Raw genomic sequence first — 18,049 nt, forward strand, 5'->3', positions numbered from 1 at the left:
CGTTATTCATTCACCGGCCCAATATAAGAGCCAAAGGTTATAGCCAAATCCCCGGCCCCCTATATTTATCAACGCTATAATTGAACCCATGCAAAAACCGCGAAGAGACTAAGTGTCACAAGACCCAGCGTTATAGAACATATGAAGTCCTACCGGCGGTGCCCGCCAAACAGCGGGCCGGGAGAGTTACACACAACCGCCGTACCTTGGCACTCCCAACAGGGTATCTCTCCATGCGCACTCGCACCTTTATCCACAGCCCCGCTCGCGGCTTCACGTTGCTGGAGTTGCTGGTCGTCCTGCTGATCATCGCCCTGCTTGCCGGCTACGTCGGCCCGAAGATGTTTGATCGCCTGGAACTGGCCAAGGTCCAGACCGCCCAAGGCCAAATGAAGTCCCTCGCCGATGCCCTGAACCAGTACCGCCTGGACAACGGCAATTACCCGGACGAAACACTCGGCTTGAATGCGCTCACTACACGCCCCGCCAACGCGAACAATTGGCAAGGCCCCTATTTGAAAGTGTTGCCGCCAGACCCCTGGGGCAACCCTTATCTCTACAAGAATCCCGGTACACCACCCAACGATGCAGAAATCATCTCCTTGGGGCGCGACGGCAAGGCCGGTGGCGTGAACACCTACGCCGACATCGTGCACGGCTTGTGACCCACCATGCACACACTACGAATCGCCCTGACGTTGCTGTGCCTTTCCGGCGTCGCCGAGGCCGACTGCTGGCAGCTGGCAGCCAGCCGCTACCACGTCGACCCCCTCTTGCTGTACGCCATCGCCAAGGTCGAATCCGGCCTCAACCCCAGCGCGCGCAATATCAACAGCGACGGCAGCCAGGACATCGGCCTGATGCAAATCAACAGCCGCCACTTGCCCGCACTGGCTCGATTCGGCATCTCCGAACAGCACCTGCTCACCCAGCCCTGCACCAGTGTGATGGTCGGCGCATGGATCCTTGCCGGTTTTATCCGCGAGCAGGGTTACGGCTGGCAGGCAATCGGCGCCTATAACGCGGGGGCCAAGGCGGATCGACAAGCGCAGCGTTCACGCTATGCCCTGGCGGTATGGCGCTACTACTCCGAGTTGTTGCAGCAACGCCAGCAACTGGCCAGGCAATCACCATGATCGACATCGACGCGCGCATCATCCGCGACGGCCATTTGCAGTCCCTGCGCCTGCAAGCCCTCGATATCGCCCAGGCACGCCAGCAACTGCAGGCCGACGGCGCCCAGGTCATTTCATTGAAAGCCCGCCGCCCACTCAAGCTGCCCAGCCGCCGCACCCGGTTCGCCCTGAGCCTGTTTATCCAGGAACTGGTGGTGCTGCTCGATGCCGGCCTGGTGCTGGTGGAAGCCGTGGAAACCCTGCGCGACAAAGCCCCCCAGGGCATCAACCGGCAGGTCATGAGCGATCTGCTCACGTCCATGTACGAAGGCAACTCGCTGTCCAAGGCGATGCAGCTCAAGCCACAGACCTTTCCTTCGCTGTTGATCGCCACCGTGGCGTCCTCGGAACACAGCGGCCAGTTGGCCGTCGCCCTGCGCCGCTACCACCATTTCGAGGCGCACCTGGAAACCGTGAAAAAACGCGTCAGCGGCGCCCTGATGTACCCCTTGGTGGTGCTCAGCGTGGGCGCGTTGATCCTGTTGTTCCTGCTGTTTTTCGTGATCCCGCGTTTTGCCTCAGTGTTCGACGCGGTCGCCGACCTGCCAGCGACGGCGCGCTTTATGGTGTGGTGGGGCGCGTTGGTGGAGGCGCGCGGCATGGAGCTGCTGCTTGGCGTGGTGCTGGCGATTGCCGGGCTGGCGTTGCTGTTTTGCAGTGCCGGTTTCAAACGTCGCGCCGCCAGCCTGTTCTGGAAAATCCCCAGCCTGGGCGCCCAGCGCACGTTGTTCGTGCTCGCGCGGTTTTATCGCACCGCCGGCATGCTGCTGATGGGTGGGATGCCGGTGGTCACGGCCGTGCAATTGTCCGGTGCGCTGCTGCCCGTCGAGCGTCAAGCCGACCTGCACCAGGCCCTGACCGATATCCAGGCCGGCCAGCCCCTGTCCACTTCGCTGGCCCGCCACCAACTGACCACCGCCGTCGCCGAGCGCCTGTTGCGCGTGGGTGAGCAGAGCGGCGAGCTGGCGGCCATGTGCGAGCGTATCGCGCAGTTCCACGATGAAGCGCTGGAACGCGCCATCGAGCTGTTCAGCAAAGTCTTCGAGCCCCTGCTGATGCTGGTGGTGGGCGGGCTGATCGGCTTGATCGTGTTCATGTTGTACATGCCGATTTTCGAGTTGGCGGGTTCCATCCAGGGGTAGCGCGATGAGCGAACAGACACGGCAATGGCAAGCACTCGCGGCGCAACGGGGCCTGTCCCTGGCCGATTACCTGCGCGAAGTGCTGCACACCGTGCCCGACCAGTTGCCCATGATCGCCACCACCCTGGGCCTGATCCCCATCGAGCCCGCACACCTGGCCGAGCACTGGCGCTTCGACCTGCTGGCGCTGCCCCAGGCACTGATCCACAACGTGCTGCCTGTGGACTATCAGGGCCGGCCTTGCCTGGTACTCGGAGAGCCTTTCACCCTGCGTGATCGCCACTGGATTCAATCCACCCAAAGCCTGCGTGCCTTGCCCCTGGCCATGAGCCTGCCCGATGCGGTCAAGGCCCAATTGAGCCTGGCCGAAGCGAGCCAGCGGGTCATGCAACCCTTTGGCGAGGACGACGAAAACGTCCGGGTCAGCCAAGCCGCCCAGGAAATTTCCCTGAGCAGCATCGCCCGCGACGACAACCCGGTGGTGCGCCTGGTCAACTCCATGCTGTTCGATGCACTGCAAAGCCGCGCCAGCGATATCCATGTGGAAAGCACGCCCCAGGGCCTGGTGATCAAGTACCGCATCGACGGCGTGTTGCAGCAGATGGGCCAGGCCAGCGGGATGGATATGGCCGAGCAGGCGCTGTCGCGGATCAAGGTGCTGTCGGAGCTGGATATCGGCGAGCGACGGGTGCCCCAGGACGGGCGTTTCAAGATGAAAATCCAGGGGCGCGAAGTGGATTTTCGCGTGTCGATCATGCCCAGCATCCACGGTGAAGATGCGGTGCTGCGGATCCTCGACAAATCCCAGCGCGGCGAGTCCCTGAGCCTGGAAACCCTGGGTTTGAACGCCGATACCATAACGCGCATCCGTGTGTTGGCCAGCGAGCCTTATGGGATGCTGCTGGTGACCGGGCCCACCGGCAGCGGCAAATCCACCACGCTCTACGCCGCCTTGTCGGAGACCAATACCGGCGAGAAAAAAATCATCACCATCGAAGACCCGGTGGAATACGAACTGCCCGGCGTACTGCAAATCCCGGTGAACGACAAGAAGGGGCTGACGTTCGCCCGTGGCCTGCGCTCGATCCTGCGCCATGACCCGGACACCATCCTGGTGGGGGAAATCCGCGACGGTGAAACAGCGGGCATTGCCGTGCAGGCGGCGTTGACCGGGCACCTGGTGCTGTCGTCGGTGCATGCCAACAGCGCCTTCAGCGTGCTGGAGCGTTTTACCTATATGGACGTGGACCCGGCCAGTTTCGTCGAAGCCCTCAATGGCGTGGTTGCCCAGCGCCTGGTGCGGCGCATTTGCCCGGACTGCGGCGTGGACGCGGAGCCCGACGCGGACCTCGCGCGCCTGGCCCAGCTGCCCGAAACCCAGCTCAGGCAAGGCCATTACCGCGAAGGCAAAGGCTGCGAGGCCTGTCGCCATACCGGTTATCGCGGCCGGCTCGCCCTGGCGGAGGTGCTGAGCGTCACCGACAGCATCAAGGAGGGCCTGCTCCATCGCAGCTCGGCGTCAACCCTGCGCGAACTGGCGCGCGAAGCCGGCCACGTGTTCATCCGCGATATCGCCCTGGCCCACGCGGCCCAGGGCGACACCACGCTCAAGGAGCTGCACCGTGTCATTTCCCTTTATTGAGCACGTGGTGTGGCTGCACAGTACCGGTGTCGCCTGGGCCGCGCGCGCCCGCGGGCGCAATGCGAAGGTGTGGGGTGCCCAGCAGGCCGGCGCCCCCCTGGGCGCCTGCGCCGAACTGTTGGCACAGGCCCCTCGCGGCCGCGTGCGCTTGCTTGATCGGGCCAAGGTGTTGCTGGGGTTTCCCCACGTGCACTACCTGATGCTGCCGTGGCAAACCGGCCTGTACAGCGCAGGCGACTGGCAAGGTTTCGCCGAGGCCACTTTCAACCAACAGGCCGGCATCGACCCTGAGCGCTGGCAGGTGCAGGTCGCCGCGGGTGCGTTCGGCGACGAGCGCCTGGCCGTGGCCGCCCCACGGGACCTGCTGCACGACCTGCGCGAGCTGTTCAAGCTGCAGCGGTTGCCCCTGGTGACCTGCGCACCGCTGCTGACGGCGGTGGCGCAGCAGTACTGGCGGCAATTGCCGGCTGATTGCGTACTGGCCGTGCCGGAAGCCGAGAGCCTCAGTTGCCTTTATCGGCACCAGGGGCGCGCCGATCAAGTGTGCGTGATATCGACACAGCCCGGCAGCACCTTGAGCGACAACCTGTTCACCGCCGACCTGCTGGCCCAGCGACAGGCGCCCGCTACCCGGGTCGTCGCCAACAGCCCCACCGAGCACTGGCTGGGCCCCCTGCACCCGTGGCTGGGAGCGCCGTTACCATGATTACCCGGCTGACTGCCCGCCTCGCTCGCACCCGGCAACAGGGCTACGCCCCCCACGTCGACTTCCAACGGGCCAGCGCCACCCATCGACCGCTGGTGGCGGCATTGTGGCTGGTGGCGACCCTGCTGATCATCCAGGCATGGCAGCAATGGGACGCCATGGCGCAACAGCAACAACAGACCGATGCCCTGGAGCAGCGCTTTACCCAGTTGACCCGCCGCCAGGAGCAATTGATCCAGGCGGCTATTCGCCTGTCGCCCCGGCAGAAACAACAGGTGGCGGCCTTTACCCAACAGTCCAGCACACCCTTTGCGCTGATGAACGCCGTGGCGCGGGCCTGGTCCGGCGAGGTCGCCTTGACGCGCGTAGAGATCAACACCCAGGCCCAGTTGCTGCACCTGGACCTGGAAGCCAAAGGGCTGGGTGACGCGTTTCGCTTTGTCGAGCGGCTCAAGGCCCAACCCGGTGTCCAGGTGAACCTGCAACAAAGCGCGCGCAAAACCACTGACCCACAGCACCCGGTGCAGGTCAAACTCAGCGTTGGCGCGAGGTAGCCCGCCATGGACGCCCTCACCCGCCACTGGCCGCGCCTGCGTTGGCACTTGATGCAAGCGCAACAGCGCCTGGGCTTTTGGGGCCTGTTGGCGCTAGGGGTGATGGCCGCGACGCTGGTGATCGAGGTCACGCTGATTCACCCGGCCGGCGTGGCCGACAGCCTGCGTCGCCAGGCCTTGGAGGCTGGCATCGCCGCACACCCCGAGCAAGTCCAGGTCACCGAGCCGGCCGTGGTTGAGCGCTTGCCCAGCGCTGAGGACTTCGCCCCGCGCCTGGAAAAACTGCTGGGCCTGGTCACTCAACGCGGCTTCATCATCGAACAGACCACCCTGGCGTACTCCGCCCCCGGCGACACCGGGTTGCAGCGCCTGGACCTGGAGATCCCCCTCTCCGGCCCCTACCTGCTGCTGCACAGTACCTTGGTCGACATCGCTAAAGAGCCAGGCGTGCGCATTGAAAGCGTGACCCTGGAGCGCAAGGCAATCAGCAACGGCCTGCTGGACATCAGCCTCAAGCTGAGTGTGCTGGGGGTGGTGGAATGAAACTGCCGCTGTACTTGCGCGTGCTGTTGCTGCTGACCCTGGTCGGCTGCGCCTGGCTGTTCTGGGAGGACACTGCGGACAGCCCCGAGACAGCCTCGACGCCGGCGATCGCGCGGGCCGTCGACGCGCCCTCGGCCCCCGTCGCCCCCGGCCCCCCGGACGAGGTTGAAGGGGTCGACCTGTTTCCCGCCCAGACCTGGACGCCACCGCCGCCGCCAACACCGGTCGACACGTCGCCGCCCCAACCACCGCCGTTGCCGTTCAGCGTGAGCGCGCAGTGGCGCTACGAAAACCAGCCGAAAATCGTGGTGCTGCGCGGCAATGGCCGCCAGTACACCCTGTGCCACCGCTGCGCGGTGCCCGGGCACATTGAGCCGGGCAAGATGCTCGATGCCCAGTACCGGCTGGATAAGCTCACCGACACCGCCGTGGTGCTGACCTTCATGCCGCTCAAGCATGCCAGCACCTTGCGCCTGGACAAACACTGACCGGGGAAGGACAGGATCATGGCGAGACATACGTTATTCCCCCTGAGCCTGGCGCTGACGCTGCTGGGGGCCTGTGAAACCCAGCGCGCCATCGAGCAGAGCGACGCGTTGCGCCAACAGGGCGACATCGTGCGCTCGGTCGAGGTGCTGCAAGCCGAAGCCAAGGAAGCGCCTGACGATGTGCGGTTGCGCACGGCACAATTCGGCAAATTGGAGTTGCTGGTCGCCCAATACAGCCGGGAAGCAAGTGCCGCCTTGCTGCGCGGCGATGATGCAGCCGCCATCCGCGCGCTGGAAACCATCCTCAAGTACGACCCCAGCAACCTCGGCGCACGCCAGGAAATCCAGAGCATCCAGGCGATGAAGCAGCTGCGGCCACAGCTGGAGCGGGCCTATGCCCTGCAACAATCGAGACCCGTGGAAGCATTGAACCTGGTGCGCCAGGTCATCGCGCAAAAACCCAATTACCGCGCCGCCCTCGATTTACGCAGTGCCCTCACCCGCCAATTGGTCAGCGCCGACTACCTCAGCCCCGACCTCAGTGACGCAATGCGCAAACCGCTCAGCCTGGACTTCAGCTCGCAGAGCCTGAGCACGATTTTCGAAACGATTGCGCGGCTGTCCGGGGTCAATTTCGTCATCGACAAGGACGTCAATCCCAGCGCCTCGGCAAGCATGAGCGCCAGCAGAACTACCGCCGAAGACGCGCTTAACCTGCTGCTGACCACCCAGGGCCTGGACAAGAAAATCCTCAACGCCAACACCATCCTCATCTATCCCCGGCGGGCGGACAAAGAGCGTGAATACCGTGAGCTGGCAGTGCGCACGTTCTACCTCAGCCATGGCGACCCCAAGGTCGTCGGCGCCGAAATCAAGCAAGTCCTCAAGCCCAAGGAAGTACTGGTGGACGAACGCCTCAACGCGGTGATCGTGCGCGATGGCCTCGACACCCTCAGCGCCGTGGAAAAACTGGTGGAGGCCATTGATATCGCACAGTCGGAAGTGACCATCGATATCCAGGTGCTGGAGGTCAGCCTGAATGACGAACGGAACCTGGGCATCGTCTACCCCGAAAGTATCGGCCTGTCGCTGGGCAACTTCAGCAACCTGCCCGGTGGGCTGGCGGGCACACCGATCAGCGCACTGCGCGGCGTGAACGGCGACAACATCCTGCTCGACGCGGGCAGCACCTCGGCGCGCATCAACATGCTGCAACGCAGCGGCAATACGGTGACCCTGGCCAACCCCAGGGTCCGCGTGCGCAACCGTGAAGAAGCCCAGGTGAATATTGGCGACAAGATCCCGGTGGTGACCACCACCACCGCCAACCAGGTCACCACGTCGTCGGTGACGTACCAGGACGTGGGGCTGCAGATCAACGTCAAGCCCAATATCAGCGTGAGCGATGAGGTGAACCTGGAATTGAACGTGGAAATGAGCCATATCACCAAGCGCATTCCCGGCTCGGACAATGTGCCGGCCACCTTCGAGCTGGGCTCCCGCGCGACCAAGACCTTGTTGACCGCGCGCAACAATGAAACCCAGATCGTCTCGGGGCTGATCCGCACGGCGGATATCGACGAAGGCTCAGGGCTGCCGTGGCTGAGCCAGATCCCGTGGATTGGCAAGAAACTGTTCGGCAGCAACCAGAACACCCAGCAGAAAACCGAGATCATCCTGCTGCTGACGCCGAGGATCGAACGCAACCTGGACCTGCCGATTTCCCAGATCAGCACCTTCCACAGCGGCACGGAGGCACGCAGTTCGACCGAGGGCATGATCCTGCGCGATACCACCAGCAATATGTTGCTCAAGTCCACCGGAGGCGGCGGCGGCACCCCGGCCCTACCACCACCGTTGATACCCCCGTCGGACAGCAACTGGCAGCCCCTGCCACCGCCGCTGCCAGCATTGGTGCCCAAGCCGGAATCGCCCCCGGCCTCACCGTAAGAGTCACGTCCGGGGTCGAGCTTCTGCGGAGGTTTTTGCCCAGGAACTGGTCTGGTATATGGTGCTCGCCGGCTGGAATGCGTGGCGTCATAGACAGCATTGAACCAGAGTGTCAGTGTGCCAAAACTTCCAGCACCTGCTGCTTGGCATACCCAACACTGCTGCACCGCTCGCAGGAGCAACAGCTCTATCTAAAACTCCTATTGCAAAACAATCCAGCCACACATGCCGACACGCACGATCTCTGCCTAAATATTCGTCACAGAAGAAATACAAAACGATCATCCGCCCACGAAGTTAAAATTCAAGGGCGGATGATTAAATCAAATACTTACAATACACCGTATACAACACACTAAAGCCCCAACAGCGCCGAAACCGCCACAAACTCTTTAAAGTCAACTTTACCACTGAGATCAAGATCAAAGCGTATAAGGGCACGCATTATTGCCTGATCATCCATCCCAACCCTAGCGCCAATGGCAACTAATAAATTATGAAGCTCTTCTTCGTTAAGTTGGCCATCACCATCAGCATCGCATTTAATAAATTCCGCCCTTAACTCTTCTCTGTTCATTTTATGTTCACCGTAGTAAGAATTTTCTGAAAGCCGCCATCCTCACCTCTCTCTTCACCCATACGTTAGCGATGAAGGCGACGAATTCTAGGTATGTTGTGCGTCATGCCTGCCATTTACACCTATTGCATCTTCTTGACACCTCTTGAACCCTAAAACTTCACGAGTACAAAATTGCACCAAAGTAGGTGAAAGACCACTGTTATAAACAACAGTCTTTAATACGCTTTTTAAATAACGGGTATAGCTATCTGTTACCGCGAGAAGTGATTGAGAACCGGCTCTTGGTTATTCAACCTGAAGATCCGCACCCGCAGGCGCCCGATATGAACTCTTGAGCCTCTGCCAAAACTCAATCCTCCTTGTACCCTTCACTTTTAAAACCGCCCTGTTTCAATTTTTTCTGCCGTCAACGCTGCTCGGACGGGAGAACTTGGAGCCAAGCAGAAATCCAAAGTTTTCTGGCCATAGGTTCCACTGCCGTTTGGGGCGCGCGTCTTACATGAAGGTGCAAAACCTATGCTCCGCCGTTCTGCACGGCGGTCCACCGAGAATGGGAGGTCCCGCTAAATATCCGACTTAGCGCTGTCGCGCAGCAAACTGGAACCCCTGTGGCGAGCGGGCTTGCCCCAATGCCAGTCAGTTAAGGCTTTTTGTAGGAGCGAGGGGGACGCCTAGTTCTTGCTCGCGAAAAACGTCAACGATAACGCGTGTTTCCTGAATGAACACGGCGCCTGTGAGTTTTTCGCGAGCAAGCTCGCTCCTACAGAAGGCGATAGGCGCTTAACTGACGGGTATTGGGGCTTGCCACAACAAGCCCGCTCACCACAAAAGTGCGGTCGTTTGAGATAAAAGGGGAGGCAAGCCCCTCCCACATTTGTTTTGCAGTGTTTATGCGTTAACGCACCACGCCTTCTTCGATCAGCAACTTGAGAATGGCTTGGGCGCCTTCCTCGGCGCTTACGCCCTTGAGCACCTGCCCACCGCCGCCGCTGGCCTTGGCCGTGGCGGCCTTCATGCGGTCGGCGCCGCTCTTGGCCTTGATCACCTTGAGCCGCTTGGGCCGAGGTTTGGCCGGTTGCAACAGCGCACTGCCGAATAACTCATCCTCTTGAACCTCAACCTCATGGGCCGCCAGCTCACCGCGTTGCGCAGGGCCGTAGGCACTTTGCCGAGGTTTGGGCGCAGCGTTATCCACCGTCGCCAGGAACGGCAGGCGCACCTTCAAGCGGCGGCGTTGGCCGCGGGGCAAGGCTTGCAGTACATGGGCCACGCCCGCGTCGATGGACTCCACCTGCGCCAGCCCCACAATCAACGGCCAGCCCAGGTGCTCGGCGAGCAGGAACGGCAACATGCCCGACCCCTCGCCGGTTTCCGCCTGGCTGCCAGTCAGCACGATGTGTGCCCCCGCGTCGCGCAGGTAGTCGCTGAGCGCCGGCAACACGTCGGCCCCCAGCGGTTGCTCAAGGACCTGCAGTTGCGGCAACCCCATGCCCAGGTAGCTGCGCAACGTGGGTTCGGCGATGTTGCCGGCATGCAGTACCTGCAACGTATCCCCTGCCAGTTGCAAACCCAGTTCCACAGCGCGTGCATCCTGTTCGGCGCGGCGCGGCCGGCCGGAGGTCGGGTGGGCGCCGATGGACACCAGGCTGATTACATTCGTCGTCATGGCCATTTCCTTAAGCCGCATCGCGCTTGGCGCCGCTGCGGTATGTCTGGACCGCGTCGATCAAGGCTTGCAGTATCGCGGCGCTTTCGCCGATCACCGACAGGTCGGCGCGCTTGATCATGTCGCAGCCCGGGTCGAGGTTGATCGCCACCACTTTGTCGCAGGCGCCGATACCTTGCAGGTGCTGGATCGCCCCGGAGATCCCCACGGCCACGTAGACCCGTGCGGTGACCCAGGTGCCGCTGGCGCCCACCTGGCGGTCGCGCGCCATGAAACCGTCATCCACCGCTACCCGTGAGGCGCCTTCGGTCGCGCCCAGTGCGGCGGCGGTCTGGTGGAAGAGTGCCCAGTCCTTGACCCCGTTGCCGCCGGAGAAGATGAATTCGGCCTCGGCCATGGGAATCGCCGCCGGGTCCACCGCCACCGCGCCGAGGTCCTCGATACGCGGCAGGCTGCGCGCCAGGGCTGTGGATAACGCTACCGGCAGCACTTCGTGACGGGTATCGCTGACCGGATCGGCACACTCGGCGGCGGCCAGGATCAGGCGCGGCAGCGGTCGAGCCAAGTCTTGCTGGCCGGCACCCGCGCGGCCGATGCATTCCTCCCCCTTGATCTGCCACACCCGCGTGGCCGGGCGCTCCTTGAGGCTGGCGGCGAAACGCCGACCCAGTTCGCCGCCACCACTGCGGCTGTCGGGCAGCAACCAGTGGCGCGGGTTGAACTGCTGATCCACGGCCCGCAGGCCCTGGACGCGCTGCTCCGGTGAGTAACCGTCGAACTCGTGGCCTTCCAGCACCAGCAGACGATCGACACCGGCCGTGGCAAACGCGCTTTCCTTATGCTCGCCAAACACCACCGCCAGTACCGCGCCGTCGCTGCCGGCCAGTTGCCGGGCCAGGCCGAGCAGGTCTCGGTCATGGCTGCTCAGGCGGCCGCCGACCATGTCCGGCACGACGTTGATGTAGAACGCCGGGCTGGGCACCTGGTGCAACGGCAACTGCACTTCTACCGCGGCTGTACGCTTGGTCGCACCACCCTGCTGGGCGCCGCTGCGGTCGATGCGCTTGATGCCGTTGGGGCCGATAAAACCGACACCGTGCACGTTCTTGCGAATGACGCCGTTGGGCCCCATCCAGCTGTGTTGCAGCGGCTGCATCGCCGCATGCAGCGGGTGCAGACGGTTACGGGCAATCCATTCGGCCCGTGGGTCGCGGCGGATAATGTCGCTCATCAGTGCACCTCCGCAGGTTCACGCGGGATGGGAGCCTTGGCCGGCGTGGCATCTTCGAGCAAGGCGTCAGCCACCAACTCGGCGATGTCCTTGATCAGTGGGCGCGGTTCGACCACGCCTTCGAGCATCGCGGTGCACTGTGGGCACCCCACGGCCACCAGCTCGGCGCCGGTTTCACGGATGTCGTCCATGCGCATATCCGGGATACGTTGCTTGCCGGGAATGTCCGTAATCGGCGCACCGCCGCCGCCACCGCAGCAGCGTGAACGGAAGCCCGAGCGTTGCATTTCCTTGACCTCGATCCCCAGCGCCCGTAGCACTTGGCGCGGTGCTTCGTATTCGCCGTTGTAGCGGCCGAGGTAACAAGGGTCGTGATAGGTCACGCTGTTGCCCTTGTGCTGGCCCAGACTTAATGCGCCGTCGCCGATCAGTTCGGCCATGTAAGTGCTGTGATGCTGCACCACATAGTCACCGTTGAAGGCGCCGTATTCGTTTTTCAGCACGTGGAAACTGTGCGGGTCGCACGTGACGATGCGCTTGAAGCTGTACTTGGCCAAGGTCTGGATATTGCGTGTGGCCAACAGCTGGAAGGTCGCTTCATCGCCCAGGCGACGGGCCACATCGCCACTGTCGCGCTCCTCGAGGCCAAGCACGGCGAAGTCGACCTTGGCCGCTTTCAGCACTTTGACGAAGGCGCGCAAGGTCCGTTGGTTGCGCATGTCGAAGGCACCGTCGCCGACCCAGAACAGCACATCGGCGCTGCCTTTTTCACTGAACAGCGGCAGGTTCAAGTCTGCCGCCCAGTTCAGGCGCCCGCCCGGGGCAAAGCCGCCCGGGTTGTCGGTGGCGATCAGGTTCTCCAGGACTTCGGCGCCCTTGTTCGGTGTGGCGCCTTTTTCCAGAGTGAGGTGGCGGCGCATGTCGACGATGGCGTCCACGTGCTCGATCATCATCGGGCACTCTTCCACGCAGGCGCGGCAGGTGGTGCACGACCACAGGGTCTCGGCGTCCACCAGGCCGTTGACGATCGGTTGATGAGGATTACCGCTGTGTTCGCCGATCGGCTTACCGGGATACGGGCTGCCGGCGAATGCGGCATCGGTGCCGCCGGCGAGGCCGACCACCATGTCCTGGATCAGCTTTTTCGGGTTCAGCGGCTGGCCGGCGGCAAATGCCGGGCACGCGGCTTCGCACTTGCCGCACTGCACACAGGCGTCGAAGCCGAGCAGTTGGTTCCAGGTGAAATCCTTGGGTTTTTCCACGCCCAGTGGCGCGCTTTTGTCGGTCAGGTCCAGCGGCTTCAAACCTGTGGATCGACCACCGCCAAAACGCTCGGCGCGGCGGTGCCAGGCCAGGTGCAGGGCACCGGCGAAGGCGTGTTTCATCGGGCCGCCCCAGGTCATGCCGAAGAACATCTCGGACACGCCCCACAGCACGCCAACGCTGAGCAGCGCTGCCAGCAGCCAGCCGCCGAAGTCGGCAGGCAGGATCCCGGCCACCGGCAAGGTCACCAGGAAGAAGCTCACCGAGAACGCCATCAGGCTCTTCGGCAGACGCATCCACGGGCCTTTGGACAGGCGTGACGGTGGGTTACGCCGACGCAGGTAGACGAACGTGGCGCCGACAAACATCAGCACCGAGGCCAGCAGCAAGGCGTAGCCGAGGATGCGATTGTGCAGGCCAAAGCCATGCACCAGGATCGCCAGCAGCGCCGACAGCACAAAGCCCAGCGCCGTAGCGACGTGGGTGTTGGCGATGTATTTGTCGCGGGCAACCACGTGGTGCAGGTCGACCATGTAGCGCTTGGGCATGGCCAGCAGGCCGCCCAGCAGGTCGACCTTGGACGCGCGGCCACGGCGCCACATGTTCACCCGGCGCAGGGCGCCGAGGACGGCGAGGCCCAGGGCGGCAAACAAAAGAATAGGCAGCAAGGTGTTCAACATGGTGAAGCTCCCACAGACCACACAGGTCTACTGTGAAACCGGCCCTGAATGTGGGAGGGGGCTTGCTCCCGATGGCGGACTGTCAGTTGATACCGCTGTAGCTGACCCACCGCTATCGGGGGCAAGCCCCCTCCCACACTTGGACCGAGTACACATTGGTTCAAGGCCGGCTTAGAAATCCTTGCACAGGCGCAGGGCGTCATAGATGGCAGCGTGGGTATTGCGCTGGGCCACACAGTCACCGATGCGGAACAGCAAGTACCCATCGCCCGTCTCGCTCAGGCACGGCTGTGGCTTGATCGCGAACAGGGCTTCAACGTCGATCTGGCCCTTGTTGCGCGAACCTGGCTTGAGGGCGTAGTAGATTTCCTCGTCCGGACGGACACCGTTCTCCACCACCACCTGGTCCACCACCCGCTCCTCCTTGGCGCCGGTGTATTCGTTCTCCAGCACCGCCACCAGCTTGTCGCCTTCGCGGTAGACCTTTTCCAGCATCATGTCGCCGGTCATGATCACTTCCTTGGGGTACATGCTGCGGTAGTAGGTCGGGAACGACGTACCGCCGATGGCCACGCCGGGTTTGATGTCGTCGGTGACGATCTCAACCTGGCTGCCTTTGTCCGCGAGGAAATCCGCCACTGACATGCCGGTGAACTCACAGATGGTGTCGTACACCAGCACGTTCTTGCCCGGCGCCACCTTGCCGTCGAGCACGTCCCAACTGCTCACCACCAGGCCTTCGGCTGCGCCCCAGTGTTCGTTTTGCTCGACATTCGGATGCCCGCCGACCGCCAGCACGACCACGTCCGGACGCAGGTCCAGAATGGTTTCAGCGTCAGCGGCAACCCCCAGGCGCAGGTCGACTTTCAAACGCGCCAGCTCCAGTTGGAACCAGCGGGTGATACCGGCGATCTGGTCGCGCTGCGGAGCCTTGGAGGCGGTGGTGATTTGCCCGCCGATAAATTCTTTCTTCTCGAGCAGGGTCACGTCGTGGCCACGTTCGGCAGCCACGCGCGCGGCCTCCATCCCGGCCGGGCCGGCACCGACCACCACGACTTTGCGCTTGGGCCCGGTGGACTTCTCGATGATGTGCGGCACGCCCATGTATTCACGCGACGTCGCGGCGTTCTGGATGCACAGCACATCCAGGCCCTGGTACTGGCGGTCGATGCAATAGTTGGCGCCGACGCACTGTTTGATCTGGTCGATCTGGCCCATCTTGATCTTGGCGATCAGGTGCGGGTCGGCGATGTGCGCACGGGTCATGCCGACCATGTCCACATAGCCGCCTTCGAGGATACGGGTGGCCTGGTTCGGGTCCTTGATGTTCTGCGCGTGCAGCACCGGAACCTTGACCACTTCCTTGATACCGGCCGCCAAATGCAGGAACGGCTCCGGTGGATAACTCATGTTGGGGATCACGTTGGCCAGGGTGTTGTGGGTATCGCAACCCGAGCCCACCACGCCGATGAAATCGAGCATGCCGGTGTCGTCGTAATACTTGGCGATCTGCTTCATGTCCTCGTGGGACAGGCCGTCCGGGTGGAACTCGTCACCGCACAGGCGCATGCCCACGCAGAAGTCGTCACCGACCTCGGCGCGCACGGCTTTCAGCACTTCCAGGCCGAATTTCATGCGGCCTTCGAAGGTACCGCCCCACTCGTCGGTACGCTTGTTGACCCGTGGGCTCCAGAACTGGTCGATCATGTGCTGGTGCACCGCGGACAGTTCCACCCCGTCCAGGCCACCGGCCTTGGCGCGCTTGGCGGCGCTGGCGTAGTTGCCGATCACGCGCCAGATTTCTTCCGGCTCGATGGTCTTGCAGGTGGCGCGATGCACCGGCTCGCGCACGCCGGACGGCGACATCAGGGTTGGCCAGTTAAAGCCGTCCCAACGCGAGCGACGGCCCATGTGGGTAATCTGGATCATGATCTTGGCGCCATGCTTGTGCATGGCGTCGGCCAGGTTCTGGAAGTGCGGGATGATGCGGTCGGTGGACAGGTTCACCGAACTCCACCATTCCTGGGGGCTGTCGATGGCCACCACCGAGGAACCGCCGCAGATCGCCAGGCCGATACCGCCCTTGGCTTTCTCTTCGTAGTACTTCACATAGCGGTCGGTGGTCATGCCGCCGTCGGTGGCATACACCTCGGCGTGGGCGGTACTGAGCACGCGGTTGCGGATGGTCAGTTTGCCGATCTGGATCGGCTGGAACATTGCTTCGAAAGCCATGGCAGGGTCCTCGGCTTACAACGGCTTGACGATGAACAGGCCGTCATCGTGGCCCTCTTCGGAGCCTCCGTAGACTTGCTCGGCCACGGTGCGAATCTGGCTACCACGCGCTTGCAGGATCTGGTCCATGGCGCCGGCAAACCAGCCGGTGAACATGTAGTCGACCTTGCGCCCGACCTTGCCGTACACGTAGACGAACGCCGAGTGTTCCAGCTTGACGCTGGCGGTGCCTTTGTCGAGGTCGATGTCCTGGATCTTGAACAGGCCCCAGCCGCGTTGCGACAGGCGTTTCATGTAGTGCTCGAACACCGCGACGCCTTCCAGGCCGTGGCATTCGGCTTCTTTTTCACACCAGTGCCAGGCGGACTTGTAGCCGGCCTTGTAGAGGATCTCGGCGTAGGCTTCGGCGCCCAGCACTTCTTCGATGCCCATGTGGTTGTTGACGAAGAAATGGCGCGGTACGTACAGCATCGGCAGGGCGTCGGAAGTCCAGACACCGGTTTCGCTGTCGACTTCGATTGGCAATTGCGGGGCGATCTTGGCCATGGAAACTTAACTCCAGAAAAATTCGTAGTGGTATGCCCGGGGGTGTTTGGCTTATTCGCCCCAAACGTCCTTCAAGACGTTGACCCAGTTCTCGCCCATGATCTTGCGCACCACACGCTCAGAGTGGCCGCGCTTGAGCAGGGTCTCGGTGAGGTTGGGGAACTCGCCCACGGTGCGGATGCCCAGCGGGTTGATGATCTTGCCGAAGCTGGTCAGGCGGCGGGCGTAGCCCTTGTCATGGGTCAGCATTTCGAAGAAATCCTGGCCATGGCCCTGGGTGAAGTCGGTGCCGATGCCGATGGCGTCTTCGCCGACGATGTTCATGGTGTATTCAATCGCTTCGGCGTAGTCGTCGATGGTGGAATCAATGCCCTTGGCCAGGAACGGCGCAAACATGGTCACACCGACAAAACCGCCGTGGTCGGCAATGAACTTCAGCTCTTCATCGGACTTGTTGCGCGGGTGCTCCTTAAGGCCCGATGGCAGGCAGTGGGAGTAGCACACCGGTTTCTTCGATTCGAGGATGACTTCTTCGCTGGTCTTGGAGCCGACGTGGGACAGGTCGCACATGATGCCGACGCGGTTCATCTCGGCGACGATCTCGCGACCGAAGCCCGACAGGCCGCCGTCGCGCTCGTAGCAACCGGTGCCCACCAGGTTCTGGGTGTTGTAGCACATCTGCACCACACCGACGCCGAGCTGCTTGAAGATCTCGACGTAGCCGAGCTGGTCTTCAAACGCGTGGGCGTTCTGGAAGCCGAAGATGATGCCGGTCTTGCCCTGTTCCTTGGCCTTGCGGATGTCGGCGGTGGTCTTCACCGGGATCACCAGGTCGCTGTTCTCGCGGATCAAGGTCTGGCTGGCGACAATGTTGTTGATCGTGGCCTGGAACCCTTCCCACACCGACACGGTGCAGTTGGCGGCAGTCAGGCCACCTTTGCGCATGTCCTCGAACAGCTCGCGGTTCCACTTGGCAATGATCAGCCCGTCGATAACGATGCTGTCGGCGTGCAATTGCGCTGGGCTCATCAGGCGTCCCCTTATTGGCGATTCATGCGCCGAATCGTCTGCCGGCGCTTTGGGGCCAGCATATGCCCAGGGGCAACCTGAGCCGGGTGCAAAAACGACAGGGGAATTGCCGAAAGCGTCAATCCGCGACAAAGGCTGTTAAGAGGTGTCTGACTGGCGGCTGTTCTTTGTCTTACGCTTGAGCCAGAATTCGGTCATCCACTGATATGAGACGGCGCAATGAAATCGATTTTCCTGGCTTTGGCACTCATCGCAACCGGCGTCCACGCCGCCGAAGAGACCGACAGCACGCCGTGCGACGGCATCGAAAACGACAAGCAAACCCTGGAATGCGCCACCTACAACAAAACCACCGCGGAACAATTGCTCAAGGATAACTACCAGGTCCTGCTGGAGCGCATGGGTTCGACCTATGGCCGCAACAAGTCACAGCTCGCCGACATTACCGCTCGTCTGAAGGACGCCCAGCAGAAGTGGGAAAAGCTGCGTGACGCCGATTGCGCGGTGGATACCTTCCCGGCGGTGACAGGCACCAAGGAATATGCAATTGCGCAGAATGATTGCCTGGCGCGGATGAGTGATGAGCGGTCGGAGTTTCTGGAGTCGATTGGGCAGGAATAAG

At 62.4% G+C, this 18,049-nt stretch carries 17 protein-coding genes; 10 read left to right on the top strand and 7 right to left on the bottom strand.

Translation table 11 applies throughout. The annotated features are described in order from the left end of the window. The first annotated feature begins 233 nt into the window (after nt 1-233). Genes gspG through AB7933_RS30980 form a run of 9 tightly spaced genes read left to right on the top strand, consistent with a single transcriptional unit; the run spans nt 234 to nt 8,200 of the window. Nucleotides 234-665 carry a type II secretion system major pseudopilin GspG gene (gspG, locus tag AB7933_RS30940; protein WP_024077795.1) on the top strand — a complete coding sequence of 144 codons (432 nt, stop codon included), beginning with the start codon at nt 234-236 and terminating at the stop codon, nt 663-665. 6 nt (nt 666-671) lie between these two features. Further along, complete coding sequence (locus AB7933_RS30945; RefSeq protein ID WP_024077796.1) at nt 672-1,136, top strand: transglycosylase SLT domain-containing protein; 465 nt, start codon at nt 672-674, stop codon at nt 1,134-1,136. Further along, nucleotides 1,133-2,317, top strand: a complete 1,185-nt coding sequence (locus AB7933_RS30950; RefSeq protein WP_024077797.1) for a type II secretion system F family protein — start codon at nt 1,133-1,135, stop codon at nt 2,315-2,317. The genes AB7933_RS30945 and AB7933_RS30950 overlap by 4 nt, the downstream gene beginning before the upstream one ends. Nucleotides 2,318-2,321: 4 nt before the next feature. Further along, nucleotides 2,322-3,959, top strand: coding sequence for a GspE/PulE family protein (locus AB7933_RS30955; protein WP_024077798.1), 1,638 nt, complete (start codon nt 2,322-2,324; stop codon nt 3,957-3,959). Further along, nucleotides 3,940-4,665: a hypothetical protein gene (locus AB7933_RS30960; protein ID WP_024077799.1), complete on the top strand. Its 726-nt coding sequence runs from the start codon at nt 3,940-3,942 to the stop codon at nt 4,663-4,665. Before AB7933_RS30955 ends, AB7933_RS30960 begins: the two co-directional genes overlap by 20 nt. Further along, the gene (locus AB7933_RS30965; RefSeq protein WP_024077800.1) at nt 4,662-5,219 is read left to right on the top strand and encodes a hypothetical protein; all 558 of its coding nucleotides are present in this window, start codon (nt 4,662-4,664) and stop codon (nt 5,217-5,219) included. The genes AB7933_RS30960 and AB7933_RS30965 overlap by 4 nt, the downstream gene beginning before the upstream one ends. A 6-nt stretch (nt 5,220-5,225) precedes the next feature. After that, nucleotides 5,226-5,762 (top strand): hypothetical protein, encoded by a 537-nt coding sequence (locus tag AB7933_RS30970; protein ID WP_024077801.1) that lies wholly within the window; start codon nt 5,226-5,228, stop codon nt 5,760-5,762. Further along, entirely contained in the window at nt 5,759-6,250 is a 492-nt protein-coding gene (locus tag AB7933_RS30975; protein ID WP_024077802.1) for a hypothetical protein, read from the top strand. The genes AB7933_RS30970 and AB7933_RS30975 overlap by 4 nt, the downstream gene beginning before the upstream one ends. Before the next feature lie 18 nt (nt 6,251-6,268). Beyond that, complete coding sequence (locus tag AB7933_RS30980) at nt 6,269-8,200, top strand: secretin and TonB N-terminal domain-containing protein (protein ID WP_024077803.1); 1,932 nt, start codon at nt 6,269-6,271, stop codon at nt 8,198-8,200. Between the two features lie 355 nt (nt 8,201-8,555). On the opposite strand, the gene AB7933_RS30985 is transcribed toward AB7933_RS30980, so the two are convergent. The 7 genes from AB7933_RS30985 to AB7933_RS31015 all read right to left on the bottom strand — a co-directional run bounded on the left by AB7933_RS30985 (nt 8,556) and on the right by AB7933_RS31015 (nt 17,427). Then, a complete protein-coding gene (locus AB7933_RS30985; protein WP_024077804.1) occupies nt 8,556-8,777 on the bottom strand; it encodes an EF-hand domain-containing protein in 222 nt (73 codons plus the stop codon). 898 nt (nt 8,778-9,675) lie between these two features. After that, entirely contained in the window at nt 9,676-10,446 is a 771-nt protein-coding gene (locus tag AB7933_RS30990) for an electron transfer flavoprotein subunit beta (protein ID WP_024077805.1), read from the bottom strand. Between the two features lie 10 nt (nt 10,447-10,456). Further along, nucleotides 10,457-11,677: an electron transfer flavoprotein subunit alpha/FixB family protein gene (locus AB7933_RS30995; RefSeq protein WP_024077806.1), complete on the bottom strand. Its 1,221-nt coding sequence runs from the start codon at nt 11,675-11,677 to the stop codon at nt 10,457-10,459. Next, on the bottom strand, nt 11,677-13,620 hold the full coding sequence (gene dgcB, locus AB7933_RS31000; protein ID WP_024077807.1) for a dimethylglycine demethylation protein DgcB: 1,944 nt from the start codon (nt 13,618-13,620) through the stop codon (nt 11,677-11,679). The genes AB7933_RS30995 and dgcB overlap by 1 nt, the downstream gene beginning before the upstream one ends. A gap of 171 nt (nt 13,621-13,791) precedes the next feature. Continuing rightward, entirely contained in the window at nt 13,792-15,852 is a 2,061-nt protein-coding gene (gene dgcA, locus AB7933_RS31005; RefSeq protein WP_024077808.1) for a dimethylglycine demethylation protein DgcA, read from the bottom strand. A gap of 15 nt (nt 15,853-15,867) precedes the next feature. Beyond that, nucleotides 15,868-16,398, bottom strand: a complete 531-nt coding sequence (locus AB7933_RS31010; RefSeq protein WP_024077809.1) for a 4-vinyl reductase — start codon at nt 16,396-16,398, stop codon at nt 15,868-15,870. Between the two features lie 51 nt (nt 16,399-16,449). After that, nucleotides 16,450-17,427 (bottom strand): dipeptidase, encoded by a 978-nt coding sequence (locus tag AB7933_RS31015; protein WP_024077810.1) that lies wholly within the window; start codon nt 17,425-17,427, stop codon nt 16,450-16,452. Between the two features lie 219 nt (nt 17,428-17,646). On the opposite strand from AB7933_RS31015, the gene AB7933_RS31020 reads away from it, so the two are divergent. Next, nucleotides 17,647-18,048, top strand: a complete 402-nt coding sequence (locus AB7933_RS31020; protein WP_024077811.1) for a lysozyme inhibitor LprI family protein — start codon at nt 17,647-17,649, stop codon at nt 18,046-18,048. The last annotated feature ends 1 nt before the right edge of the window (nt 18,049 follow it).

Origin of the sequence: Pseudomonas gorinensis (genome assembly GCF_042015035.1) — a bacterium.
GTDB lineage: Bacteria > Pseudomonadota > Gammaproteobacteria > Pseudomonadales > Pseudomonadaceae > Aquipseudomonas > Aquipseudomonas gorinensis.

What these genes read in the sequence shown, in the direction of transcription:
- AB7933_RS31020 (WP_024077811.1), top strand. Translation starts at nt 17,647, where the DNA reads ATGAAATCGATTTTCCTGGCTTTGGCACTCATCGCAACCGGCGTCCAC.
- AB7933_RS30945 (WP_024077796.1), top strand. Translation starts at nt 672, where the DNA reads ATGCACACACTACGAATCGCCCTGACGTTGCTGTGCCTTTCCGGCGTC.
- AB7933_RS30975 (WP_024077802.1), top strand. Translation starts at nt 5,759, where the DNA reads ATGAAACTGCCGCTGTACTTGCGCGTGCTGTTGCTGCTGACCCTGGTC.
- AB7933_RS30995 (WP_024077806.1), bottom strand. Translation starts at nt 11,677, where the DNA reads ATGAGCGACATTATCCGCCGCGACCCACGGGCCGAATGGATTGCCCGT.
- AB7933_RS31010 (WP_024077809.1), bottom strand. Translation starts at nt 16,398, where the DNA reads ATGGCCAAGATCGCCCCGCAATTGCCAATCGAAGTCGACAGCGAAACC.
- AB7933_RS30980 (WP_024077803.1), top strand. Translation starts at nt 6,269, where the DNA reads ATGGCGAGACATACGTTATTCCCCCTGAGCCTGGCGCTGACGCTGCTG.
- AB7933_RS30950 (WP_024077797.1), top strand. Translation starts at nt 1,133, where the DNA reads ATGATCGACATCGACGCGCGCATCATCCGCGACGGCCATTTGCAGTCC.
- AB7933_RS30955 (WP_024077798.1), top strand. Translation starts at nt 2,322, where the DNA reads ATGAGCGAACAGACACGGCAATGGCAAGCACTCGCGGCGCAACGGGGC.
- dgcB (WP_024077807.1), bottom strand. Translation starts at nt 13,620, where the DNA reads ATGTTGAACACCTTGCTGCCTATTCTTTTGTTTGCCGCCCTGGGCCTC.
- AB7933_RS30965 (WP_024077800.1), top strand. Translation starts at nt 4,662, where the DNA reads ATGATTACCCGGCTGACTGCCCGCCTCGCTCGCACCCGGCAACAGGGC.
- AB7933_RS30985 (WP_024077804.1), bottom strand. Translation starts at nt 8,777, where the DNA reads ATGAACAGAGAAGAGTTAAGGGCGGAATTTATTAAATGCGATGCTGAT.
- AB7933_RS30970 (WP_024077801.1), top strand. Translation starts at nt 5,226, where the DNA reads ATGGACGCCCTCACCCGCCACTGGCCGCGCCTGCGTTGGCACTTGATG.
- dgcA (WP_024077808.1), bottom strand. Translation starts at nt 15,852, where the DNA reads ATGGCTTTCGAAGCAATGTTCCAGCCGATCCAGATCGGCAAACTGACC.
- gspG (WP_024077795.1), top strand. Translation starts at nt 234, where the DNA reads ATGCGCACTCGCACCTTTATCCACAGCCCCGCTCGCGGCTTCACGTTG.
- AB7933_RS31015 (WP_024077810.1), bottom strand. Translation starts at nt 17,427, where the DNA reads ATGAGCCCAGCGCAATTGCACGCCGACAGCATCGTTATCGACGGGCTG.
- AB7933_RS30990 (WP_024077805.1), bottom strand. Translation starts at nt 10,446, where the DNA reads ATGACGACGAATGTAATCAGCCTGGTGTCCATCGGCGCCCACCCGACC.